We start from the raw sequence: 22,745 nt of genomic DNA, 5'->3' as shown, positions 1-22,745 counted from the left end.
AGCGCGCCCCGTCAGCAGCCCACGCCTGCCGTCGTCGCGCCCCCGGCCCCGAAATGCGCTTCCTGCCCCACCGATACCCTGGGCGCGTCGTACCGCATGCGTGCCCCCGGGCACACGAGGAGCACACCGTGGCCGAGCCCGCCATATCCCCGCCGGACCCCCTCGCGCCACCGGGCTCACCCGCATCCCCCGGCCCGGCCGAACCGGCGGGCTCGGCCGGGCCGGCGGACCCCCTCGCCCCGCGCGGCATCCCGCTCACCGGCGTCCGGCGGCGGCTGTGCCGGGCCGCCGTGACCCTGGTCGCCCTCCTCGCGACCGTCCACGCGGCGATGCTGCTGCTCCACGTCGCCTCGGACTTTCCGCTCGCCAGGACGTACGCGAAACAGGTCGACTGGTGGATGCGGCCGATGTTCCCGCAGGACTGGAGCATCTTCGCCCCCGATCCGTCGCGCTACAACCTCCACCTGGAGGCCCGCACCCGCGTCGACGGGACGTTCGGACCGTGGCGTGACCTCAGCGCGTACGACCACTCCCGTTACCGCGGCGACCTGTTGCCCAGCATCGAGGAGCAACTCGTCCTGCGCCGCGCGGTGTCCTCCTACCAGGCGTCCGCGGCCCGCCCGGACTCCGGGAGCGCCGACGGGCTCCGCGATGCCCCCACCCAGTACCTGCTCAACGTCGTCCGGGTCCGCCTGCACGACATGGGCGCACCCCTCGGCGACGCGGTGGAACTCCGTACCCGGTCCACCCTCATCCCCGCGCCCGGGAACCCCGAGGCCGTCCCTGCGCCCCGCTACCGCACGCTCGGGGTATGGGGGCTGCCTTCGTGACGACCCGTCAGGCCCTGCGACTCGGGCGTGCGCGGGTGCACTTGCTCGCGCGCCGCGGCGCGGACGCTCTCCGCGGCCTCACCCTGCGCCCGCTCGCCCCCTACAGTGCCGCCGCGCTCCGCATCGGACTCGCCGGGCTCTTCACGGTGCACCTGCTGCGTGAACTCCCGCACGCCAGCCGTCTCTGGGGGCCCGATTCGCCCTTCACCGCCGCGCTCTTCGCGGAGACCATGCGGGCACGCGGCTGGGACGGGGCCTTCGGCTGGTGGTACGGGCTGCTGGTGACGGAGAGCCCCGCCGTCTTCTACGGCTGGTACACGATCGCGCTCGCGGTCGGCGTGTTGTACGCGCTGGGGTGGCACACGAGGCTGATGGGCGTGCTCTTCGTGTGCGTCGTGGTCGCCTTCTACTTCCGCGGCTGCATGGCCAACAGCGGCTGGGCCCTGCTCAGCCTGCTCTTCGCGAACTACCTGGCCTTCTGCGCCAGTGGGCGGCACTGGTCCCTCGACGCACGCCGACGGGCGCGGCGCACCGGAACCGGCGGACGGCTTCCCTGGGGCGACGAGACGGAGGAAATGCGGCGGCGCGCCGTGACCTTCCTGCACAACGCGGGCCTGGGCGTCATCGCCCTCCAGGTGATGGTCGTCTACACCTCGGCCGCCATGTACAAGATCCGTGGCGCCTCCTGGCGGGAGGGCACCGCGATCCACTACGCGATGCTGAGCGACGACTTCTCGACGTTCCCGGAGCTGTCGGCATGGATCGTCAGCCACGGCACCTTCGCGGCGTTCCTGGCGTATGTGACGGTGTTCTCCCAACTCCTCTTCGCCGCGCTGGTCTTCAACAGGAGACTCAAGTACGTGGTCCTGCTGGTGATGCTGGCCACGCATGCGGGGATCGGACTCCTCATGGCGCTGCCGATGTTCTCCGCGATCACGATCGTGGGCGACCTGGTGTTCCTGCCGACGACGTTCTGGCTCGCGGCCGCCCGGTTCGTACGGGTGTGGCGCACGGCGCCGGGGGAGGGGGCTGCGCGCCCGGCGCCCCGGCCCGGCCCGGAGTCCCGCGTCGAGACATAGCCGGGACGGCGGGGCTCCCCGGGGACACCGGACGCCGGCCACCGGGCGGACGAACCGTGCCGGGGGCGTCTTCGTCGCGTCGGCGGCGTGCGACGGTGGGCCGCCTACGTGCGCGTGGGGCCGTCGCGCCGCGCTCGCGGTGTCGTTCCGGTAGCCATCGCGTGCGTGCCCGCCGCGCGGCCGTCCCCCGCTGCCCCGCCCGGCGTGCCCGCGTCGCCCGGCGATCCCGCGCGCCCGTAGCCCCGTGCCGTCTGCCGTGTCGTCGTGCGTCATGGGTCAGGCGCGCGCCGCCGCGTGGCACGCTCCTCTGCCTTCCGCGCGTGCGACGATGCGGCCGCCCGCGATCCGTACCGCCGTCTCCGTCGCGTCGCTGACCGCCGAGAGGCCCACGGCGGCGGCCACCGCCTGCGACTCGTCGTGGACGATGCGCACCGAAGGCCAGGAGTTCCGCGGGAACGCCTGCCGCAGTCCCGTGCCCAGCTCCGCCACCGTCAGCCGGGCCAGCGGCCCCAGCTCGCCCGGCTCGCCGGTCACCAGGACCACGGTCACGGCCGCGTCCTCGGGCCGCGCGACCGCCCGTACCGCCTCCTCGGCGGCCTCCAGGCGATGCAGCCCCAGTACCGCCACCACCCCGTCGTCCGCGAGGCGTGCCGCCTCGCCGCGCAGGGCGTCCGTGGCGGCCGGCGGGGTCCATGGCTCGTCGACGGGGCGGGCCTTCGGTACGTACGGAAGGTGCGGCGGAGCCCAGTCGCCGTCCTGGGGGGCGAGTTCGGCGAGTTGCTCGCACGCGGCGACGACCTGGAACGGGTCCACGAAACCCGGTGCGGCGGCGGCGAGTTGATCGGCCCCGTGCAACAGGGTGAGCACGGTCTCCGCCATCGGAACCAATCGTCGGTTGCTCGTTCCCAGGCGTTCCAGTGCCAATCCGAGCACCGTCGCGTGCAGCTTCAGCAGCTGACCGTAGGGCTGCCGGGTCCGCACGTCGGCCAGTACCACCGAGGGCAGGTCCATGGCCAGCCGCTCCTCCGGCTCCGGCGCTCCCGTCAACGGGAACCGGGAGACCCGGACCCGGGCGAGCGCGCCCAGCGCCTCGCGGGCGGTGCCGACGTGCTCCGGCGGAGAGGGCGTCGGCGTACGGGCGGCGAGGTCGGCCAGGACGGCGAAGTACAGGGCCCGCTTGCCGGGGAAGTTGGAGTACACGGCGCCCCGGGTGAGCCCCGCGCGTTCCGCGATCCGGTCGATTTTGGCGTCGCGGAACCCGCACGCGCCGAACTCCTCGCGCGCCGCTTCGAGGACTTTCCGGCGATTGAGTTCCTGTACTTCGGCCCTGGTCAACCGGCCCATGTCGCTCCTTCGTCGGTACGTCTCCGGCATTCGTTCGCGAATCAAGATACTCAGACCATTCAGATGATGGCATCATGTGCGAACATCATCCGAATGAAGGGGTCCGATCATGTCCCACACAGCGTCCGCCCACGACCCGTCCGGGGCCCCCAGCGGCGCGACGGCCGACGAGGTCGCGCAGACCGCGCAGACTCCGCAGATCGCAGATATCGCAGATATCGCAGAGACCGCACAGGCTGCGACCGACGCGCAGGCCGCGACCGCCGCGCAGGGTGCCGAGGTCCCGGAGGTGCTCCTCTCCGACCCGGAGGTGATCTGTGACCCCTTCGCCGTCTACGGCCGCGCCCGCGAACAGGGCCCCGTGGCCCGGTTGACGGCCCCCGGCTTCGGCGGAATGTGGGGGGTCACGCGGTACGCGGAGGCCCGAGCATTGCTGGGCGACCCGCGTTTCGAGATCCGCAGCGACAGCTTCCTGCGTCCCGAAGTCCCCGACGACTGCCTTCCGTACATGCGGACCATGGCGGAGATGAACGGCCCCGAGCACCTGCGGCTGCGCAGGCTGGTCGCCCCGGCGTTCGGCGCACGCCGGGCAGCCGCGTTCCGCCCCCGCATCGAGGCGACGGTCGACCGGCTGCTCGACGACCTTGCGGCGCACACCGCCCCGGACGGCTCCGTCGACCTCTTGCCGCACTTCGCCGGACACCTGCCCATGGACGTCATCTGTGAGTGGGTCGGCATCCCCGAGGAGGACCGGCTTCAGTGGCGTGCCTACGGCAGGACGGTCGCGACCGGCGGGGGCAAGGAGTTCGCGGCGGCGATCCCGGGGATCGTGGGCGGCGCGAAGGCCGCCGTCGCCCAGCGGCGGAGGGACTTCGCCGCTGGGGCCGTACCGGGCAACGACCTGCTCACGGATCTGATCCGGGCCCAGGACGAGGACGGGGACCGGCTGAGCGACGACGAACTGGTGACCCTGGTCTGGCACGTCGTCATGGCGGGTCAGTCGCCCACCCACCTGGTCGCGAACGCGGTGCACGCACTGCTGGACCACCCGGAGCAACTGGCGGCGCTCCAGGCCGACCGCTCCCTGCTGCCCCGAGCGGTGGAGGAGCTGACCCGGTGGGCGGGGCCGACCCTGCTGACCATCCCGCGGTACGCGACCGAGAACGTCACCCTGCACGGGGTACGGGTCGCGAAGGGGGAGGCGGTCACGGCCGTGGTCGCGGCGGCCAACCGGGACCCCCGCGCGTTCGCGGCCCCGGACCGGCTGGACGTACGACGGGTGCCGGGCTCCACACCGCATCTGAGCTTCGCCCACGGTGCGCACTTCTGCCTCGGGGCGGCGGTCGCCCGCCTCCAGACGGAGGTCGCCCTGGCCCGCATCCTGGACCGCTTCCCGACCCTGCGACGCGCGGGCAGCGCCACCCGTGCGATGGACCCGGGGACATGGCGACTGGAGAACCTGCCGGTACGGGGTCTCTAGAACGGCACCCGCGCGGCACGTGCACCGCCCCGGCGCGCCACCCGCGCGTCGAGGTGACGCGCAGGGGAGGACGTGGCCGTCCGGGGCTCCGTGATGGCACCGGCCGCACACGCGCACCGGCCCGGCGCGCCAAGCACGGCGTCGAGGCTGCGCGTACGGGCGAACCCGGCCGCCCATGCCTGCGAACGGCACACGCACCAGCCCGGCGCGCCACCCCCTCCGTACCGGAGGACCTGCCCGTACGGACCCCCGGAACGGCACCGGCCGCGCACGCGCACCCTGACCTCGCCTCGTCCCACCCCACCCCACCCTCGCCGCGCCACAGCTGCCGGACCGGGGGCATGCCGTGACGAGGTCTCCGGTACGGCCGGCCCCCGGGCGACCTCCATGGTGAAGCGGGCTTCCTGGACGTCGACCGCGTCCCCGAACCGCCCGTCGTCCAGCCGCGCCCCGCCCTCGCACTCGCAGCGCTGCATCCGCAGCCCCCGCACGGGGGGCCCCGCGAGGGGCCCACCCCCACCCTCCCCCTACCGCGCCAAGGTGGCTCCCGTCGGCGACGGCTCCTGCGTCGGCAGATTCTGCGCCAGGTCCTCGGCCAGCAACCTCTTCGCGATCCGGTCCGCCGCCGCGCGCAGCTCCGCGCTCCTCGGCCGCCCCGCGTCCTGCTCCAACTGGGCGCACAGCCACTGCGACCACGCCGCCGTGATGACGCCCGCCTCCCGCGCACCCGCCTCGGTGTGCGAGAGGAAGTTTCCTTCCCGGGTCAGATACCCCTCCTCGACCATGCGGTCGAAGACCGGCAGCAGCACCTCGGGCGGCACGTTCCGCCGCGCCGCGATCAGCCCCAGCGACGCGTGCCCGACCATCCGGGTGAACAGGTCCACCTGCATGACCGCCCAGGCGCCCGCGACGTCCAGCCGGGTGTCGGAGTCCGTCACGATCCGGCGGGCGGTGTGCGTGCCCTTCGCCCGGACGATCTTCGCGACCGCCAGTTCCAGGGCCTGCGACGACCCGGCCCGTCCGCCGGGCGACGGGTGTGCGAACCCCTCACCGAGGTCCGCGGACCCCACCCGCGCCGAGTCCCGCAGCTCCACCTGCTTGAGGAACAGGGACACCACGAATCCCAGCAGTGCCACCGGCACGGTCCACAGGAACACCGTGCTGAGCGTGTCCGCATACGCCTGCACGATCGGCGCCACCTGCTCGGCCGGCAGCCCGTGCAGTGCCTGCGGGTTCTGGGCGGCCCGTGCGACGGTTGCCGGGTCCGTTCCGGCAGGCGCCAGGCGCACGGCCGCCGTCACCCCGTCCTGGAGGTTCGGCGCCAGCGAGTTGGCGTAGATGGTGCCGAAGACGGCCGCGCCGAAGGAACTGCCGAGGGTACGGAAGAAGGTGACACCGGAGGTCGCGGTGCCCAGTTCCGCGTAGTCCACCGTGTTCTGCACCGCGATCGTCAGTACCTGCATGGACAGGCCGATGCCGACGCCCAGCACGAACATGTACAGCGATTCCAGCCAGGTGCCGGTGGCCGGGCCCATCAGCGACAGCAGGTACAGCCCGAGCCCCATCACGGCGGACCCGATGATCGGGAAGATCCGGTAGGTGCCCGTCTTGCTGACCACGTTGCCGCTGAAGATCGACGCGATGAGCAGCCCGACAACCATCGGCAGGGTGCGCACGCCGGACCAGGTGGCGGAGTCCCCGTCCACGTACTGGAGGTACGTCGGCAGGAAGGTCATCGCTCCGAGCATCGCGAAACCCACGATGAAGCTGAGGATCGAGCAGACCGTGAAGACCGGGTTGGCGAACAGCTTCATCGGCAGCATCGGCTCGGCGGCCCGCGTCTCCACGATGCAGAACAGCGCCAGCGCGACGACACCGCCCACGAACAGTCCGACGATGACGGCCGAACCCCAGGCGTACTCGTTGCCGCCCCAGCTCGTCGCCAGGACGAGGGCGCTGGAGCCGAGCGCGACCAGCGCGATGCCGAGGTAGTCGATGCGGGGCTTGCTCGCCGACTTCACCGAGGGAATCGTCCGGGCCGCCGCCAGCACCACCAGGATCGCGATCGGCACGTTCACGTAGAACGCCCAGCGCCAGCTCAGGTGGTCGGTGAAGAGACCGCCGAGCAGTGGGCCGACCACCGTGGAGACACCGAACACCGCGCCGATCGCACCTTGGTACTTGCCGCGCTCCCGCAGCGGGATCACGTCCGCGATCAGCGCCATCGCGGTCACCATCAGACCGCCCGCGCCGATGCCCTGCACTCCTCGCCAGACGATCAGCAGCGTCATGTCGGTCGCCAGACCGCACAGGAACGAGCCCGTGATGAAGACGATCGCCGACACCTGGAAGATGATCTTCCGGCCGAAGAGGTCGCCGAACTTGCCGACCAGTACCGTCGCGACGGTCTCCGCCAGCAGATACGCCGTGACCACCCACGACATGTGGGCCGCTCCGCCGAGGTCCGAGACGATCGTCGGCAGTGCCGTACCGACGATCGTCTGGTCCAGGGCTGCCAGGAGCACGCCGAGCATGATCGTCCCGAAGACGATGTTGCGTCTGCGTCCGTCGAGGACGGGCGGCACGGGCTCGGCGGCGGCCCGCACGGCGGCCGCGTTCTCGCTGGCGTTCTCGCTGGCAGTGGTCACCCTCGCACCTTCACACCGCCGCCCCGCGTGCGCACGTGGGGGCGGTCCGCCCGGTGACGGCCCAACGCGCTCACAGATCTCTTCGCCGCACGACGGCCAGTGCGGCCGCCACCGCGACTCCGGGCCACGCCGCGAGCACGGCCCACGAGTGGAACACGGAAGGCTCGAAAGGGCCCGGCGGGTGGAAGGACGGCGGGATCTCGGCCAGCTGGCTCCACGCGTGGAACGGCATCGCGTACGTGAGCGCCGCGGTCCACGCCTCGCTCGCGCTGACGAACGACGGCAGCAGGAGGAGAACCAGCGCGGTCACCGCCACGGTCGCCGCCCCGTGCCGGAGCAGCACCCCGATGCCCAGACCGACCAGTGCGCTCACCGGCGCCAGCGACGCCGACGCGGCGAGTGAGCGCAGCACGTCCGGATCACCCGGTGACAGATGGGCGCCACGCCCCGACAGGATCGCCTGCGACACCGCGAAGGACGCCGCCACGACGAGCACCCCGAAGAGAGATGTGACCGCCGCCATGACGACCACCTTCGCCGACAGCACCGACCGGCGTGCCGGAACGGCGGCGAACGTCGTACGGATCAGGCCGCTCCCGTACTCGCTGACGACGCACAGCGCGCCCAGCGTGCCGACGACCAGCATGACGACCATGGCGGAGGCGAGCGGGAAGACGTCCCGGATGGCCCACGCCGGGACGAAGTACGCGCGGATGCCCTCGTGGTAGTCCGGCCAGTTGCGGTGATCGGCGAGCGAGCCGTTCGCGGCGATCCCGACGACGACCGCAGCGGCCCCGGGGAAGGCCCACCGGGTCGAGCGCAGCGCCCACAGTTTGATCCACTCCGCGGCCAGGAGCTGGGCGAAACCGGCAGAAGGGTGGTGAGTCCGCGCCTCGGCGCGGTGACGCGACGTCACGCTTAACCCTTTGACGCGGCTGGGACACTGGCCCCGTGGACGCAACGAAGCAGTGGCACGAGGTGAGCGAGGCGGGTGGGGCGGACAAAGCGGGCGAGGTGAGTCGATTCCGTGCCGCGGCCGTCGCCTGGGCGGCGGCGGGGCCGGGCGCCCACCAGGCCGCCGGTGTCGCCCGCAGGACGGCCGACGGCGGCGGTCTGCGCACGGTCGTCCTCGTCGAAGGCGTCAGCGACCGGGCCGCACTCGAAGCGCTGGCCCTGCGACGGGGACGGGACCTGGCGGCGGAGGGCGTATGCGTCGTACCGCTCGGCGGAGCGACCAGCGTCGGCCGCTTCCTCGCTCTGCTCGGCCCGCAGGGCCTGGGCCTGCGGATCGCCGGACTCTGCGACGCGGCCGAGACGGGCTTCTTCCGGCGCGCCCTGGAACGCGCGGGACTGGGCAGCCCGCGCACCGCCGAGGAGCTTCAACGGCTCGGCTTCCACGTGTGCGACGCCGACCTGGAGGACGAACAGATCCGCGCCCTGGGCGTCGAAGGAGTGGAACAGGTGGCCCGCACCGAGGGCGACCTGAGGTCGCTGCGCACCTTCCGCAACCAGCCCGCCCAGCGGCCCAGGACGGAACACCAGCGGCTTCGCCGCTTCATGGGCACCACCAGCGGACGCAAGCAGCACTACGCGCGGGCGATGGTCGAGGCCCTCGACCCGGAACACGTGCCACGCCCGTTGGACGATCTGCTCGCCCGCGTATGAGAGCCTCCAAGGCAGTCAGCGGGCTCGACCGATCCAAAAGGGTGCAGACAGCATGGGTGACGGAGACGTGGGACGGCGTACCTTTCTCGCCGCGATGACCGGCGGAGCGGCGGCGACGGCCGCCGCCGGAACAGGGCCGGCGTCGGCCGCAGGGCACGCCGGCCACGAGGACGAGATCCGCGCGCTCATCGGCCGGATGACCGTCGCCGAGAAGCTCGGACAGCTCCAGCAGCTCGCCTGGACCGGCGCGACCGGCCCCGGCGGCGACCAGACCGCCGTCGCCGAAGCAGCGGCGCGGAAAGGCGAGTTGGGCTCGGTCCTCAACATCATCGGTGCCCGGCACAGCAACGCCCTCCAGCGGATCGCCGTCGAGGAGTCCCGCCTCGGCATCCCGCTCGTCTTCGGCCTCGACGTCATCCACGGCTTCTGGACCACCTTCCCGATCCCGCTCGCCCAGGCCGCCAGCTTCGACCCCGAGACCGCGCGCACCGACGGCGAGGTCTCCGCGAAGGAGGCCCGCAGCAACGGCGTCCACTGGACGTTCTCCCCGATGACGGACGTCACCCACGAACCCCGCTGGGGCCGCATCGCGGAGAGCAGCGGCGAGGACCCGTACCTGACGGCCGCCTTCGCCGCCGCCAAGACCCGCGGCTACCAGGGCAGCGACCTCACCGCCCAGGACCGCGTCGCCGCCTGTGCCAAGCACTTCGTCGCCTACGGAGGAGCCGAGGGCGGGCGCGACTACAACACCGTCGACGTGTCCGAGTCCCGCCTGCGCAACCTCTACCTGCCGCCCTTCAAGGCCGCGCTCGACGCCGGCTGCGCCACCGTCATGGCGTCCTTCAACACGATCAGCGGCATTCCCGCCCACGCGAACTCCCACACGCTCACCGAAATCCTCAAGGAGGACTGGGAGTTCGACGGCGTGGTCGTCAGCGACTGGAACGGCGTCGGCGAACTCCTGCCGCACGGCTTCGCCGCCGACGGCGCGGACGCGGGCCGCATCGCCCTGACCGCAGGCGTCGACATGGAGATGGTCAGCACCCATCTCGCGGACCACGGAGCGGAGTTGCTCGCTTCGGGCCGGATCAGGGAGGAACGGCTGGACGACGCGGTGGCCCGCGTTCTGGGCCTCAAGTTCGCCCTCGGACTCTTCGAAAGGCCGTACGCCGACGAGTCGGCCGTCATCGAAGTGCCCACCCCCGAGGCCCGCAAGGCGGCCCGCGAGGTCGCCGCCCGCTCGATGGTGCTGCTGAAGAACGACGGCGGGGTGCTGCCGATCGCCCCCGGCACCTCGGTGGCCGTCGTCGGCCCGTTCGCCGACTCCCGGGACCTGCAAGGGACCTGGGCGGGTCCGGGCGGCGACAGGTTCCCGCCGGTGAGCGTGCTGGCAGGAGTACGGGAGGCCGCCGCACGAGGCGCCAAGGTGACGTACGGCGTGGGCGCCACCAAGAGCGCGGACCTGATCGTCGTGGTCGTGGGAGAGGGCGCGGAGCTCAGCGGCGAGGCCGCCTCCCGCAGCGACCTGAGCCTTCCCGACGGCCAGGAGAAGCTGATCGCGGCGGTCGCCGCCACCGGCACACCGTTCGTCGTCGTCCTCCTCAACGGCCGTCCGCTCACCCTCGGCGACTGGCTGCGGACCGCTCCCGCCGTCCTGGAGGCATGGCACCCCGGCATCGAGGGCGGCCACGCCGTCGCCGACGTCCTCTACGGCAAGGTCAACCCGGGCGGCAAACTCCCCGCCTCCTTCCCCCGGAACGTCGGCCAGCTCCCCGTCCACTACAACCACGAGAACACCGGCCGCCCCCACGACCCCGAGAACCCCGGCAACACCTACGTCACCGGCTACCTGGACGTCGACCGCACCCCGCAGTTCCCCTTCGGGTACGGCCTGAGCTACACCACGTTCGAGACCGGCGACCCGAAGACCGACACCCCCCGGATCTCCGCCGCCGACCTGCGGCGGGGCGAGACCTTCGACGTCGAGGTCGAGGTCCGCAACACCGGCGAGCGGGACGGCGACGAGGTCGTCCAGCTCTACGTCCACGACCCGGCGGCCACCCTCGTCCAGCCCGTCCGCCGGCTGCGCGGCTTCCGCCGGGTCACCCTCCCGGCGGGCGAGCGCACCACGGTCCGCTTCACCCTCTCCGCGCAGGACGTCGGCTTCTGGACGAACGCGCTCGACGGCCGCTTCGTCGTCGAACCCGGCGACCTCGTGCTGTACGCGGGGACCAGCTCCACCGCGCGCAAGTACTGCACCGTGGTCGTGACCTGAAAGGACGCCTGCCACGAGGCCGGCGCAGGCGTCCGGAGTTTGCGGCAGGGGGCCACCGGGGGAGTGGACAGGAGTCGGGGCGCCTGTGGCCCCGGCGGCAAACCCGTTGAGGAGTAGGGGACATGACTGAATTCGCAGTGATCGGAGGCGGCATCGCCGGACTGGCCACGGCCCTGCTCCTCGCCCGGCGCGGACACCCCGTCACTGTCTTCGAAAGGGACCCCCGGGCCCCCTCGGGCGACCTGGACGCGGACTTCTTCCGCTGGTCGCGAGCCGCCACCGTGCCGCAGGCCGTGCAGCCGCACCTGCTCATCGGCGCCGCCCGTACCGTACTCAAGGCCGAACTGCCCGACGTGCGCAACGAGTTGCTGCGTCGCGGCGCGGAGGAGTACCGCGAGATGGACTGGTACGGGGCGCAGGCACACCCCGCCCGTCCCGGTGACGACGACCTCGTCCTGATCCAGGCCCGCCGCATCCTCGTCGAGACGGTCCTGTACGACGCCCTGCGCGCCGAACCGACCGCCACCGTGCGCCACGGCGCACGCGTCACGGGTCTGGTCACCGAGCCCGCCGCAGAGGCCCCCGCCGGGCCGGGAAGCCCGAACGGCCCCCGGGTGCCCCGGGTGACCGGTCTGCGCACCGACCACGGCGACCACCGGGCGGACCTCGTCGTCGACTGCGCCGGACGACGCGGATCCACCGCCCAGTGGCTGGCCGACGCCGGGTGCCGGCCGCCCGTGGTCGAGCGGCACCCGACCGGCCTCGCCTACTACAGCCGCTGGTACCGGCTGCCCGAGGGGGAGCAGGGAGGCCCGCGCGGTCCCCTCGTGGTCTCCGGCAGCCCCTTCGGCGCGTGCGCGGTCTTCCCCGCCGACAACCGCTCCTTCGCGCTCGGGCTGATCCTGCACACGGACGACCCTACCCGCACCGCGATACGCGACACCGCCGTCTTCGAGGCGGCCGCCCGGACCCACGGCATCGGGGCGGCCTGGCTCGATCTCGGCGCCGAGCCGCTGTCCGGCGTCCTGCCGATGGCCGGGCTGGAGAACCGTTGGAGCGCCCTGGTCGACGCCCAGGGGCCCGTCGTCACCGGCCTCCTCGCGCTCGGCGACAGCTTCATCCACACCAACCCGACCATGGCACAGGGCATGTCCCTGTCTCTGTGGGCCGCCCAGTGGCTGGCCCGGCACGTGGGCGAGTCCCCGGACCCGGCGGGGCCCGCGTTCGCCGCCGCGTACCACCGATGGGCGGTGCGCACCCTGCGCCCCTGGTTCGACGTACAGGTGGAGACGGACGACGCGGTGGGGCAGCGTTACGCCGAACGGTCCACCAGGCCGCCGACCGGCCGCGACCGGCAGCGCGCCGCGATGATGGAGTGCGGCCTGCGGGACCCGGTGGTGGGGCGGGCCCGCGCCAAGGTCAGGCACCTGCAGGTGCACCCCGGGGAGGCGTACGCGGACCCGGAGGTGCAACGGCACCTGACGGAGTGGCTGGCGGCCCGCCCGGACTGGGAGCCGGTACCGGACGGGCCGAGCCGCGAGGAGTGGGAGAAGGTCACGACGCGCGGCTAGCCAGCGGACCGCGGCCGCGTCACCCGGAACCCAGTACGGCCGCCAGGTCGTACCGCACCGGCTCCTCCAGTTGGTCGTACGTGCAGCTCTCCGCCACCCGGTCCGGCCGCCACCTGCGGAACCGGGTGGTGTGCCGGAACCGGGTGCCCTGCATGTGGTCGTACGCCACCTCGCACACCCGCTCCGGCGACAGCGCCACCCACGACTGGTCCTTCCTTCCGTTCCACCGGTTCTGAGTGCCGGGCAACCGGTCCGTCTCGTGCGCGGCCGGGTTCTCCCAGTCCGCCCACGGGTGCGCGGCGCCCGGGGCCAGGCGCAACGGCTCCAGCTCGTCGACGAGTTCCCTGCGCCGCTCCACGGTGAAAGCGGAGGACGCCCCCACGTGCTGGAGGCGTCCCGCCGCGTCGTACAGCCCGAGCAGCAGCGAGCCGACGACGGGGCCGCTCTTGTGCAGCCGGTAGCCCGCGACGACGCAGTCCGCCGTCCGCTCGTGCTTGATCTTGTACATCAGCCGCTGGTCCGGCCGGTACGGCAGGGACAGCGGCTTGGCCATCACCCCGTCCAGGCCCGCCCCCTCGAACTGCTCGAACCACCGCTGCGCGAGCTCCGGGTCCGTCGTCGCGGGAGCCAGGTGCACGGGCGGCCCGGCCCCCTCCAGCACGTCGACGAGCGCCTTGCGCCGCTGTCGCAGGGGCACGTCGAACAGCGCCAGGTCCTCCAGGGCGAGGAGGTCGAAGGCGACGAAGCTCGCCGGGGTCCGCTCGGCCAGGAGCCCGATCCGGGAGTCCGCCGGGTGGATGCGCTCGGAGAGCCGGTCGAAGTCCAGCCGCCCGTCCTGGACGATCACGATCTCGCCGTCCACGACGCACCGGGCGGGCAGCTCCTTGAGGAGTCCGGCGACCAGCTCCGGGAAGTAGCGGGTCAGCGGCTTGCCGGTACGGCTGCCGACCACGATCTCGGGGCCGTCCCGGTGCACGATCGCGCGGAACCCGTCCCACTTGGCCTCGTAGCTCATGCCCGACGGGATCTTCTTCACCGCCTTGGCCAGCATCGGTTTCACCGGCGGCATGACCGGGAGGCTCATGCGGTGCGGAACGTGCGGTTCGCTCGGGACGTTCGATGCCATGGGCCCGAGCCTGCCTGAAATCCCGATATGCGGCATATGGAGGCTCGGCCTACCGTGGCGCACATGGGCAGAACGGGCGAGGCGATCGAGCTGGATGCGGGAGGGCGGGCCGTGCGGCTGTCGAGCCCGGACAAGGTCTACTTCCCGGAGCGCGGTTACACCAAGCTCGACGTGGCGCGGTACTACCTCGCCGTCGGCCCCGGCATCCTGCGCGCGCTCCACGACCGCCCGACCACCCTGGAACGCTTCCCGGACGGCGTCGACGGGGAGTCCTTCTACCAGAAGCGCGCCCCCCGCAGCGCCCCCGACTGGCTGCCCACCGCCACCATCGCCTTCCCCAGCGGCCGCACCGCCGACGAAATCTGCCCCACCGAGGTCGCCGCCGTCCTGTGGGCAGCCAACCTGGGCGCCCTGACCTTCCACCCCTGGCCCGTACGCCGCTCACGCCCCGACCACCCCGACGAACTGCGCATCGACCTCGACCCGCAGCCCGGCACCGACTTCGCCGACGCCGTGCGCGTCGCACACGAACTGCGCGCACTGCTCGACGAACACGGCCTGCGCGGCTGGCCCAAGACATCCGGCGGGCGCGGCCTGCACGTCTTCGTGCCGATCGCCCCCCGCCAGGACTTCACCGCCGTGCGGCGCGCCGCCATCGCGGTCGGGAGGGAACTGGAACGACGGCTGCCGCACGCCGTGACGACGGCCTGGTGGAAGGAGGAACGCGGCGCGCGGATCTTCGTCGACTACAACCAGACCGCCCGCGACCGCACCATGGCCTCCGCCTACTCGATCCGTCCGAAACCGCACGCCCCGGTCTCCGCCCCGCTGCGCTGGGAGGAGCTGGACGACGTACGCCCCGAGGACTTCGACCTGGCCACCATGCCCGCCAGATTCGCCGAACTCGGCGACGTGCACGCCGACCTGGAGGAGTACGCGGGCGAGCGAGGCTTCGCCCTGGACGCGTTCCTGGAGCTGGCGGACCGCGACGCGCGCGACCGGGGCCTCGGCGACCTGCCGTACCCGCCGGACTACCCCAAGATGCCGGGCGAGCCGAAACGGGTCGCCCCGAGCCGGGCGAAGAGGACCGACTCCGCGAAGGACCAGGAATGAGCAGTGAGACACCGGCGACCGACCACGGCCCGGACGACGGCACGAACCACGCAACCGGGCAGCCCCGGCACGGTGCGCACGGCCGGCCGGCCACCGGGGCGGAGAAGTGGGACGCGTTCAAGGAGTCGCCGTTCCTGCCCGCGACGGTGCTGATCTTCATCCTCGCGATCGCGGCGGGCCTCTTCGCCGGCTCCTACACGTACACGATGGCCAACCCCACCCCGCACCGGATCCCCGCGGCCGTAGTCGGGGACGCGCGGAGCCCGCAGCTCACGGCGTTCGCCGCCGGAATGGACAAGGCGCTGCCGGGCTCACTGGAGATCACCGGATACGCCACCGACGCGCGCGCCCGCGAGGCGATGGAGGAGCAGCAGGCCTTCGCCGTGCTGCGGACGGCCGGCCGCGGGGTGGAGCTGGACGTCTCCGGCGCGTCCGGCGCCTCGGTCGCCCAGATCCTCTCCGAGGCGGGGACGAAGGTGGGGCGGGCGGCCGGGGTCGACGTCACCGTGAAGGACGTCAAACCCCTCCAGGCGGGCGATCCACGCGGTCTCGCCCTGTTCTACATCTCCCTCGCCGCAGTCATCATCGGCTTCGTCGGAGCCATTCAGCTCAGCGTCCACGCGCGGGGACTCAACCCGGCGGAACGCATCGCCTTCACCCTCGCCTACTCGCTCATGGGAGCCTTCGCCATTGCCGCGGTGGTGGACTGGCTGCTGGGCGCGCTGGACCTGCCGTTCGTGGAGTCGTGGCTGATCCTGGCGCTCACCATGTTCACGTCCGGCATGGTCTTCACCATGTTCAACACCCTGATGGGCCGCTGGGCGATGCTGCCGACCTGGGGGCTGATGGTGCTGCTCGGCAACCCCTCGTCGGGCGGCGCGGTGTCCTGGCCGCTGCTGCCCAGCCTGCTGGGACACATCGGGCAGTGGCTGCCGCCGGGCGCCTCGGTCAACGCGCAGCACACCGCGGTCTACTTCCAGGGCCATCAGCATCTGAAGCCGTTCCTGGTGCTGGCGGCCTGGGCCCTGCTCTCCTGCACCGTCTTCTGGGTGTGGCGCCACCGTCATCCGGGCGGCCGGGACAGGTCCCCGGCACACGCCGGGTGACCACGACCCTTCGGCGATCGCGGCGTCCGCATGCTTTCCTGGCATCCGGCCGCCGCGACGGGCCCCGCACCTCGCCCGTGCGGCCGTGCGGCAGCGTTGAACTTTCGTTGAGCGGACGTTGATCGGGTCCGGGCAGCATCTACGCCATGCCGATCAAGACCGCTTTCCCCACCGACCCCGCCGACGGCGAACTGTCCTGGCAGGACAGCGCCCTGTGCGCCCAGACCGGTCCGGAGTTCTTCTTCCCCGAGCCCGGCAGCTCCACCCGCGAGGCCAAGCGGCTCTGCGGCGCGTGCGACATGCGCAGCGTCTGCCTGGAGTACGCGCTGACCCACGACGAACGCTTCGGCGTGTGGGGTGGCCTCTCGGAGAAGGAGCGGTACGAACTGAGGCGCGCGAGCCGCTGACCCGCCGTCGGCCGTCAGCGCTTGATGCTGAAGTCGTCGCCGTACATCTTCCACTCCAGCGGCGGCTTGAACTGCACGTTGTCCTTCTCCAGGAACACGCGTTGGGCGGTGTCGATCCGGGACGTGTCGTTCAGGGTCTTCCTCGTCCTGAGGACGTCGCGGGTCTCGTCGAGGAAGGCGTTCAGGTACGCCTTCTCCTTGCCGCCCTCGGCCGGACTCTTCGCCTTCTTGCGGACGGAGTCGCGGATTCCGTAGAAGCTGCGCTCGTCGATGCCGGGGCCGTGCAGCACCATCGCGTCGTAGTAGATGAACTGGCCGAGTGTGCCGAGGCCGTCCATCTTGGCGAGGTCCACCGCGGGTTTGAAGTAGTACTTGTCGCGGGTCGCGTCCTGCGCCTTGCGGAAGTCGGGCTCCTTCGCCGCCTGCTTCCACGCCTGGGGGAAGCCGGGTTCGAGTCCCTCGACCGAGTCCGTGCCGTCCACCTTCCGCAGGGCGGGCAGGAACGAGGCGAGCGGATTGTCCGGGTGGCTTTTGGTGTAGTCCTCCACCAGCTGGAGCATGCTGTGGGCGGCCGAGGTGAAACCGATGACGCCGGCCGTGTAACCGTTGCCGTCGCCGGTGTTGCGGATCGAGGAGTACTGACCGCGCCAGTTCAGCGTGGAGTTCTCCGCGGTGGAGATGACCTGCGCGGCCCTCTCCTTGGCGGCGGGATCCGCGAGACCCGGAGGCAGCTTGGCTATGAGCTCCTGGTCCGTCTTCGGTTTCAGATTCTCGTCGTCCTGGGGCGCACGCCCGGTCTCGGAGGCTTCGTCGTAGATCGGCTTGTCCCCACCGGGGGTGCCGGCGAAGAGCGCGGTGGCGACGATGGCGACCGGGGCGCCGATGAGGTAGAGGCGAGTGAGAGGTTTCACCGGGACAGGTTACGGTGCGCGGCCGGGGGAGCAGAGCAGAGCACCCCTTTGAGCCTCGGACCGTTCCGGCGTCGAACCTCTCCGCACGCCGGACGGGCCCCGATCTGCCGTCGGTAGCAGATCGGGGCCCGGGCCCGGCGGCGTTACTGGGCCTGGGCCGCCCGAGCCGCCTTGCGGGCCAGCCGTGCGGCCAGCTTCTCGTCGAACTTCTTCGCCTCCGAGTCCAGCCCGCTCATGTAGAGGCCCAGCTCCTCCTGGGCCTTCAGACCCTCGGCGCCGAGCCCGTCGATGTCCAGGACCTTCAGGAAGCGCAGCACGGGCTGGATCACGTCGTCGTGGTGGATCCGGATGTTGTAGACCCCGCCGATCGCCATCTGCGCCGCGGCCCGCTCGAAGCCGGGCATGCCGTGTCCCGGCATCCGAAAGTTCACCACCACGTCGCGCACGGCCTGCATGGTCAGGTCCGGCGCGAGCTGGAACGCGGCGCCCAGCAGGTTCCGGTAGAAGACCATGTGCAGGTTCTCGTCGGTGGCGATGCGCGCCAGCATCCGGTCGCACACGGGGTCCCCGGACTGGTGCCCGGTGTTCCGGTGCGAGATGCGGGTGGCCAGCTCCTGGAAGGCGACGTAGGCGACCGAGTGCAGCATCGAGTGCCGGTTGTCGGACTCGAATCCCTCACTCATGTGCGCCATCCGGAACTGCTCCAGCTTGTCGGGGTCGACGGCACGCGACGCGAGCAGGTAGTCGCGCATCACGATGCCGTGCCGGCCCTCCTCGGCCGTCCAGCGGTGCACCCAGGTGCCCCAGGCGCCGTCCCGGCCGAAGAGGGACGCGATCTCGTGGTGGTAGCTGGGAAGGTTGTCCTCGGTCAGCAGGTTCACGACGAGGGCGATCTTGCCGATGTCCGTGACCTTCGACTGCTCGGGCTCCCACGCCTGGCCGTCCTCGAAGAAACCAGGGAAGTTCCGGCCGTCCGACCACGGCACGTACTCGTGGGGCATCCAGTCCTTGGTGACCTTCAGGTGGCGGTTGAGCTCCTTTTCCACCACCTCTTCCAGTGCGAACAGCAGCTTGGCGTCGGTCCACGCCTCGGAGCTGCCGATGTGGGGAGAGGTGATCGTCACGGGTACTCCTGGGGAGGGGGGACTGAGGGTGGTTACCTACGGCTTCGTAGGTTACGAGACCGTAGGTTAAGCACGACGTGAGCACCTCGCCAAGTCCCTGTCCGTTCCATGCCGCTACGCACCGCTATGTGTGCAGGTCGCGCAGGCGCACCGAGAGGCACGTCACGCAGCCCTCCAGCTTTTCGAACTCGCTGATGTCCACCGGAACGGGTGTGTAACCCAGCCCCGCGAACAGCTCCGCCGACTTCGGCGCACTCGCCGCCATCAACACCGAATTCCCGTCCAGCACGACCACATGCGCGCCCGCCTCCTCGGGTACGGAAAGAAAGCGCGGGAAGGCCGCCGGACTGTCCACCAGCGGCTCGTAGCCCACCACCGTCCCGTCCGGCAGCGCGGTCACCGCCGACTTCAGATGCAGCACCCGGCTCACCGGCACCGCGACCACCCGCGCCCCCAGCGGCTCGAACGCCGCCCGCAGCTGCCGGACGCCCTCCCCGTTGGTCCGGCCGCCCCGGCCCACGTACACCGTGTCGCCGATCTTCAGCACGTCCCCGCCGTCCAGCGTGCCGGGCTCCCGCACCCGGTTCACCGAGCAGCCCAGCCCCTCCACCAGCAGTGACTCGACAGCCGCCGTCTCCGCCCGCCTGGACGCGGCCCCGGGACGCGCGACCATCGCCACGTTGCGGAACATCACCACGGTGTCCTCGACGAACACCCCGTCGGGACAGTCGTCCGCGGGCTCCACCTCCACCGTCTCCCACCCGTGCTCCCGCAGGACGGACACGTACGCCTCCCACTGGGTCAGCGCCAACTGCGCGTCCACGGGCTTTCGTGCGAGGTGGGTGAGCAGGCCGTCGGCGAGCCGGGGGCCGGGACGGCGGACGAGGGCTTTCCTGCTGGGCACGGGTTACCTCCGCTTGGGTGGACGAAACGGGCCCGGCGTACACGCGAACGGGCCCGCCGCTCGAACGTATCGAACGGCGGGCCCGCTCCGGGGCGGCCCGCTCGTGGGTAGGAGAACGAGAGGGCGGTGCGGGTCAGCGACGCACGAGGGGCCCGTGTACGGGTCAGCGACGCACGAGGGGCCCGTGTGCGGGCGACGGCAAAGGGGCCCCGGTTGCGGTGAGCCGGCCACAGAGCAACTGGGGGAGAGGCGGGGAGAACGCGCGGACCCGAGGCGTCAGGGAAGTGGCGGCGACGGAGCGCGGGAGAGGGCACGGGACACCGAGAGGCACCACGAGGGGGAGAAGACGGCTCGGACGCCGAGGTCGCACGCGGCACGCGCACAGGCACAGGCCACTCGAAGGGGGCGGCCTCGCGGCACGGTGTCTCCGACCTCAGACGAGCACGTCCTTCTCCATTCGACGACCACGGGGCAGGAGCGACTTCACGCCCGCCGTTTCGACGGGAGCGAGGAATGCGACGGCAGGCGGATTCGTCCGAGCTTCAGCTGTTCAGCAGTTGCGCCAGGTCCTGGTCCATGTCCAGGTACTGGTGCTCCTCGCCCGGTGGCACCAGCTCCTGGGTCTCCTTCAGGAAGCGACGCAGTTCGGCGGTGCGGATGTGCACCATCGCGACGCCCTCCGTGGCGTGGAACTCCAGCACGGTCCGTCCGTACCCGTAGGGGCGCAGCTGCACGTCACCGACCCCCGACGGCTCTTCGAGCCCCCGGGCCAGCAGTTCCCGCGAGAACGTCCACACCACCTCGATGCCCTCCAGCGTGGCCGGCGGGGGGAAGACCATGCGCACGGCGAAGGGATCCGTGCGGTCGTAGCCGAGCGTCGCGGGGACGTTCTCCAGCTGTGGTGCGGAGGAGATCAGACGGGCCTGTACGGCCTGCTCGATGACGGTGGACAAGGCCAGCACCTCTCAATGCTCGGTGGATGCGTCCTGCCGTCCTGTAGGACGACCGAACGCGTGAATCCGTGCCCACACAGACGGCGTGAGCTGCATCACCCGGTTCCGGTGGACGATCCGGGGGGCGGACGGGCCGGGGTGGATCCGGGAGCGGATCACGTCGCGTCGCAGACTCCTGCGTGGTCGCATTACGGCTGATTCCCGCTGGCACCGCAGCCACACAACATCACTGGTGTCTCATGGTGCGGACCCTGTGAACTGTCGACCTCCGTTCCCCCTCGAACCGCCGCCCGGCGGGCGCATCACGGGCACCCTGGACGCCGACAGCCCGGTCCGCTAGCTTCCAGCGCCATGAGGGGTATGGGGAAGACGAGGCGAACGGTGTCGATGGGCCTGAGCGGGGCGGTGATCGCCGCGGTACTCGGCGCGGCGCCGGCGGCGGCGGCCGAGCCCTCGCCGGCCGAGTCGCCCGCGGCGGACCGGCAGACGCCCGAGGGCGTGCGCACTCCGTCCGGATGGCGGCTCAAGGAAACCGGCGCGACGGTACGGTTCCGGGGGCTCGCGGCGGTGAACCGGAACACCGCCTGGGTCGCGGGCTCCCAGGGCACCGTGCTGCGGACGACGGACGGGGGCCGCCACTGGCTGAACGTTTCGCCACCCGCTGCGGGAGATCTGGAGTTCCGGGACATCGAGGCCTTCGACGGGCGGCGGGCGGTCGTGCTCGCCATCGGCGAGGGCGAGGCGTCCCGGACGTACCGCACGGAGGACGGCGGCAGGACCTGGACGGAGACCTTCCGCAACCCCGACCCGAGGGCGTTCTACGACTGCCTCACCTTCTTCGACAGCCGCAACGGACTCGCGATGAGCGATCCGGTCGACGGCAAATTCCGCATCCTGTCGACCGGCGACGGCGGCAAGTCGTGGAAGGTGCTTCCGGACGAGGGGATGCCGCAGGCCCTCCCGGGTGAGGCGGGGTTCGCGGCGAGCGGGCAGTGCCTGGTGAGCAACGGGCCGCGGGACGTGTGGCTGGCGACGGGCGGGGGAGCGCGGGGAAGGGTGCTGCATTCCGCCGATCGCGGCCTCACCTGGAAGGCGACGGAGGTGACCGTTCCGGGCGGTGATCCGGCGCGCGGAGTCTTCGGCGTGGCCTTCCGCAACCGTACGCACGGGATCGCGGTCGGCGGGGACTACCGCGCGGGACAGGCGTCGCCGGACGCTGCGGCGCGCACCTCGGACGGGGGGCGGAGCTGGCTCCGCTCGACGACCCCGCCGGCGGAGTACCGGTCGGGTGTGGCATGGCTGCCGCACAGCCGCTCCGTCGCGCTGGCGGTCGGCCCCACGGGTACGGACGTGACGTTGAACGCGGGGCGGTCGTGGCAGCGGATCGACACCGGGTCCTACGACACGGTGTCGTGCACGACGGACTTCGGCTGCTGGGCCTCGGGGGAGAAGGGACGCGTCGCCCGGCTGGAGTTCTAGCCCCGACCCACGAACACCCCGCACGCCGCCCTCCGCGAGCCCCGTACAGCCCAGCCGGGCGGCGGGGCCGGGCCTGCGTGAGCGCCTTGGGCGGCGGGGCCGTCCTGCGTAGCCCTGTCGGGCGGCGGGGCGTGCGCTGCTTCGCGCGGGGCGGCTCTCGGGCGGCGGGTCCGGGCCCGCGTGAGCGCCTTGGGCGACGGGGCCGCGGCCCCGCCGGGGCGCGGGGTGGCTCCTGCACGAGCGAAGCCGAGGGCGCGGGGGAGGGCGGGCAAGAGGACGGCCCCGCGAGGGCGTTCGGCTTGGCGGGGAGCCGGCGTCCACTACCCGTGACCCGTGCCCGCCTGCCCGCGACGACGGGGACCCCGCCGGAGGACCCCGCACCGGGCTCCCGGCCCCCCGTCCCGCGCCCTCTACGCGCCCGCCGTCTCCCGGTAAGCGCCCAGCCCCTCCGCCACCCTCGTCGCTGCGAATTCCGTGATCCGGTAGTCGCACACGCCGCCCACGGTGAAGGGGTCCGAGGCCGCCACGCCCTCGATCACCTCCCGCGAGTCCGCGACCGCGAGGATCACGCCGCCGTCCCGCGGCCGCTTCCGCCCGGAGGCCAGAAAAACCCCCGCCGCGTACTGCGCGTCCACCCACGCCATGTGCTCACTCATCAGCGCATCCACCTCTGCGAGGGGCGCGGTATACGTCAATTCGAGTACGAACATGATCGCCAGCGTACCCACCG

19 protein-coding genes are annotated in these 22,745 nt (G+C 72.0%); 10 read left to right on the top strand and 9 right to left on the bottom strand.

What is annotated here, in order from left to right; all coding sequences use genetic code 11:
- Nucleotides 1-128: 128 nt before the first annotated feature.
- Both ACQPZG_RS06375 and ACQPZG_RS06370 read left to right on the top strand, forming a co-directional pair.
- Nucleotides 129-830 carry a DUF5819 family protein gene (locus tag ACQPZG_RS06375; protein ID WP_433544846.1) on the top strand — a complete coding sequence of 234 codons (702 nt, stop codon included), beginning with the start codon at nt 129-131 and terminating at the stop codon, nt 828-830.
- Complete coding sequence (locus tag ACQPZG_RS06370; protein ID WP_433544845.1) at nt 812-1,909, top strand: HTTM domain-containing protein; 1,098 nt, start codon at nt 812-814, stop codon at nt 1,907-1,909. Before ACQPZG_RS06375 ends, ACQPZG_RS06370 begins: the two co-directional genes overlap by 19 nt.
- Nucleotides 1,910-2,185: 276 nt before the next feature.
- Here ACQPZG_RS06370 and ACQPZG_RS06365 read toward each other — a convergent pair whose 3' ends face one another.
- The gene (locus tag ACQPZG_RS06365; RefSeq protein WP_433544844.1) at nt 2,186-3,253 is read right to left on the bottom strand and encodes a TetR/AcrR family transcriptional regulator; all 1,068 of its coding nucleotides are present in this window, start codon (nt 3,251-3,253) and stop codon (nt 2,186-2,188) included.
- Nucleotides 3,254-3,362: 109 nt separating this feature from the next.
- Here ACQPZG_RS06365 and ACQPZG_RS06360 point away from each other — a divergent pair, with 109 nt between their 5' ends.
- Complete coding sequence (locus ACQPZG_RS06360; RefSeq protein WP_433544843.1) at nt 3,363-4,733, top strand: cytochrome P450; 1,371 nt, start codon at nt 3,363-3,365, stop codon at nt 4,731-4,733.
- A 527-nt stretch (nt 4,734-5,260) separates the two neighbouring features.
- Here ACQPZG_RS06360 and ACQPZG_RS06355 read toward each other — a convergent pair.
- Complete coding sequence (locus ACQPZG_RS06355) at nt 5,261-7,381, bottom strand: MDR family MFS transporter (RefSeq protein ID WP_433544842.1); 2,121 nt, start codon at nt 7,379-7,381, stop codon at nt 5,261-5,263.
- Nucleotides 7,382-7,451: 70 nt separating this feature from the next.
- Entirely contained in the window at nt 7,452-8,297 is an 846-nt protein-coding gene (locus ACQPZG_RS06350; RefSeq protein ID WP_433544841.1) for an ABC transporter permease, read from the bottom strand.
- A gap of 62 nt (nt 8,298-8,359) precedes the next feature.
- Here ACQPZG_RS06350 and ACQPZG_RS06345 point away from each other — a divergent pair, with 62 nt between their 5' ends.
- From ACQPZG_RS06345 to ACQPZG_RS06335, 3 genes are all read left to right on the top strand, one after another.
- Nucleotides 8,360-9,046, top strand: coding sequence for a TOPRIM nucleotidyl transferase/hydrolase domain-containing protein (locus ACQPZG_RS06345; protein WP_433549283.1), 687 nt, complete (start codon nt 8,360-8,362; stop codon nt 9,044-9,046).
- A gap of 52 nt (nt 9,047-9,098) precedes the next feature.
- Nucleotides 9,099-11,321 carry a glycoside hydrolase family 3 N-terminal domain-containing protein gene (locus tag ACQPZG_RS06340; RefSeq protein ID WP_433544840.1) on the top strand — a complete coding sequence of 741 codons (2,223 nt, stop codon included), beginning with the start codon at nt 9,099-9,101 and terminating at the stop codon, nt 11,319-11,321.
- A gap of 122 nt (nt 11,322-11,443) precedes the next feature.
- Nucleotides 11,444-12,892: an NAD(P)/FAD-dependent oxidoreductase gene (locus ACQPZG_RS06335; protein WP_433544839.1), complete on the top strand. Its 1,449-nt coding sequence runs from the start codon at nt 11,444-11,446 to the stop codon at nt 12,890-12,892.
- Nucleotides 12,893-12,911: 19 nt separating this feature from the next.
- Here the strand turns inward: ACQPZG_RS06335 and ACQPZG_RS06330 are convergent, their stop codons facing one another.
- Complete coding sequence (locus ACQPZG_RS06330; protein ID WP_433549282.1) at nt 12,912-13,976, bottom strand: ATP-dependent DNA ligase; 1,065 nt, start codon at nt 13,974-13,976, stop codon at nt 12,912-12,914.
- 105 nt (nt 13,977-14,081) lie between these two features.
- Between ACQPZG_RS06330 and ligD the strand changes: the two genes are divergently transcribed.
- The 3 genes from ligD (at nt 14,082) to ACQPZG_RS06315 (ending at nt 16,644) form a co-directional block, all read left to right on the top strand.
- Entirely contained in the window at nt 14,082-15,131 is a 1,050-nt protein-coding gene (ligD, locus tag ACQPZG_RS06325) for a non-homologous end-joining DNA ligase (protein ID WP_433544838.1), read from the top strand.
- On the top strand, nt 15,128-16,237 hold the full coding sequence (locus ACQPZG_RS06320; RefSeq protein WP_433544837.1) for an ABC transporter permease: 1,110 nt from the start codon (nt 15,128-15,130) through the stop codon (nt 16,235-16,237). Before ligD ends, ACQPZG_RS06320 begins: the two co-directional genes overlap by 4 nt.
- Before the next feature lie 146 nt (nt 16,238-16,383).
- Nucleotides 16,384-16,644 (top strand): WhiB family transcriptional regulator, encoded by a 261-nt coding sequence (locus tag ACQPZG_RS06315; RefSeq protein WP_433544836.1) that lies wholly within the window; start codon nt 16,384-16,386, stop codon nt 16,642-16,644.
- 14 nt (nt 16,645-16,658) lie between these two features.
- On the opposite strand, the gene ACQPZG_RS06310 is transcribed toward ACQPZG_RS06315, so the two are convergent.
- The 4 genes from ACQPZG_RS06310 to ACQPZG_RS06295 form a co-directional block, all read right to left on the bottom strand.
- Nucleotides 16,659-17,555 carry a chitosanase gene (locus tag ACQPZG_RS06310; RefSeq protein WP_433544835.1) on the bottom strand — a complete coding sequence of 299 codons (897 nt, stop codon included), beginning with the start codon at nt 17,553-17,555 and terminating at the stop codon, nt 16,659-16,661.
- A gap of 143 nt (nt 17,556-17,698) precedes the next feature.
- Nucleotides 17,699-18,679 carry an acyl-ACP desaturase gene (locus ACQPZG_RS06305; protein WP_433544834.1) on the bottom strand — a complete coding sequence of 327 codons (981 nt, stop codon included), beginning with the start codon at nt 18,677-18,679 and terminating at the stop codon, nt 17,699-17,701.
- 124 nt (nt 18,680-18,803) lie between these two features.
- A complete protein-coding gene (ddaH, locus tag ACQPZG_RS06300) occupies nt 18,804-19,583 on the bottom strand; it encodes a dimethylargininase (RefSeq protein ID WP_433544833.1) in 780 nt (259 codons plus the stop codon).
- Nucleotides 19,584-20,125: 542 nt separating this feature from the next.
- Nucleotides 20,126-20,536, bottom strand: coding sequence for an SsgA family sporulation/cell division regulator (locus ACQPZG_RS06295; protein WP_433544832.1), 411 nt, complete (start codon nt 20,534-20,536; stop codon nt 20,126-20,128).
- A gap of 351 nt (nt 20,537-20,887) precedes the next feature.
- Between ACQPZG_RS06295 and ACQPZG_RS06290 the strand changes: the two genes are divergently transcribed.
- Nucleotides 20,888-22,015, top strand: coding sequence for a WD40/YVTN/BNR-like repeat-containing protein (locus tag ACQPZG_RS06290; protein WP_433544831.1), 1,128 nt, complete (start codon nt 20,888-20,890; stop codon nt 22,013-22,015).
- 410 nt (nt 22,016-22,425) lie between these two features.
- On the opposite strand, the gene ACQPZG_RS06285 is transcribed toward ACQPZG_RS06290, so the two are convergent.
- Complete coding sequence (locus ACQPZG_RS06285; protein ID WP_433544830.1) at nt 22,426-22,725, bottom strand: YciI family protein; 300 nt, start codon at nt 22,723-22,725, stop codon at nt 22,426-22,428.
- Nucleotides 22,726-22,745 lie beyond the last annotated feature (20 nt).

The organism is Streptomyces sp. CA-294286, from assembly GCF_050947155.1.
Taxonomy (GTDB): Bacteria; Actinomycetota; Actinomycetes; order Streptomycetales; family Streptomycetaceae; genus Streptomyces.
The sequence above is the reverse complement of the archived record's forward strand: the minus strand, read 5'-3'. Positions and strand labels throughout refer to the sequence as shown.

Bases quoted from the DNA above. Each gene is read 5' to 3' on its own strand.
- ACQPZG_RS06370 (WP_433544845.1), top strand. From the start codon at position 812: ATGGGGGCTGCCTTCGTGACGACCCGTCAGGCCCTGCGACTCGGGCGT.
- ACQPZG_RS06365 (WP_433544844.1), bottom strand. From the start codon at position 3,253: ATGGGCCGGTTGACCAGGGCCGAAGTACAGGAACTCAATCGCCGGAAA.
- ACQPZG_RS06360 (WP_433544843.1), top strand. From the start codon at position 3,363: ATGTCCCACACAGCGTCCGCCCACGACCCGTCCGGGGCCCCCAGCGGC.
- ACQPZG_RS06340 (WP_433544840.1), top strand. From the start codon at position 9,099: ATGGGTGACGGAGACGTGGGACGGCGTACCTTTCTCGCCGCGATGACC.
- ACQPZG_RS06335 (WP_433544839.1), top strand. From the start codon at position 11,444: ATGACTGAATTCGCAGTGATCGGAGGCGGCATCGCCGGACTGGCCACG.
- ACQPZG_RS06330 (WP_433549282.1), bottom strand. From the start codon at position 13,976: ATGAGCCTCCCGGTCATGCCGCCGGTGAAACCGATGCTGGCCAAGGCG.
- ligD (WP_433544838.1), top strand. From the start codon at position 14,082: ATGGGCAGAACGGGCGAGGCGATCGAGCTGGATGCGGGAGGGCGGGCC.
- ACQPZG_RS06320 (WP_433544837.1), top strand. From the start codon at position 15,128: ATGAGCAGTGAGACACCGGCGACCGACCACGGCCCGGACGACGGCACG.
- ACQPZG_RS06315 (WP_433544836.1), top strand. From the start codon at position 16,384: ATGCCGATCAAGACCGCTTTCCCCACCGACCCCGCCGACGGCGAACTG.
- ACQPZG_RS06290 (WP_433544831.1), top strand. From the start codon at position 20,888: ATGAGGGGTATGGGGAAGACGAGGCGAACGGTGTCGATGGGCCTGAGC.
- ACQPZG_RS06285 (WP_433544830.1), bottom strand. From the start codon at position 22,725: ATGTTCGTACTCGAATTGACGTATACCGCGCCCCTCGCAGAGGTGGAT.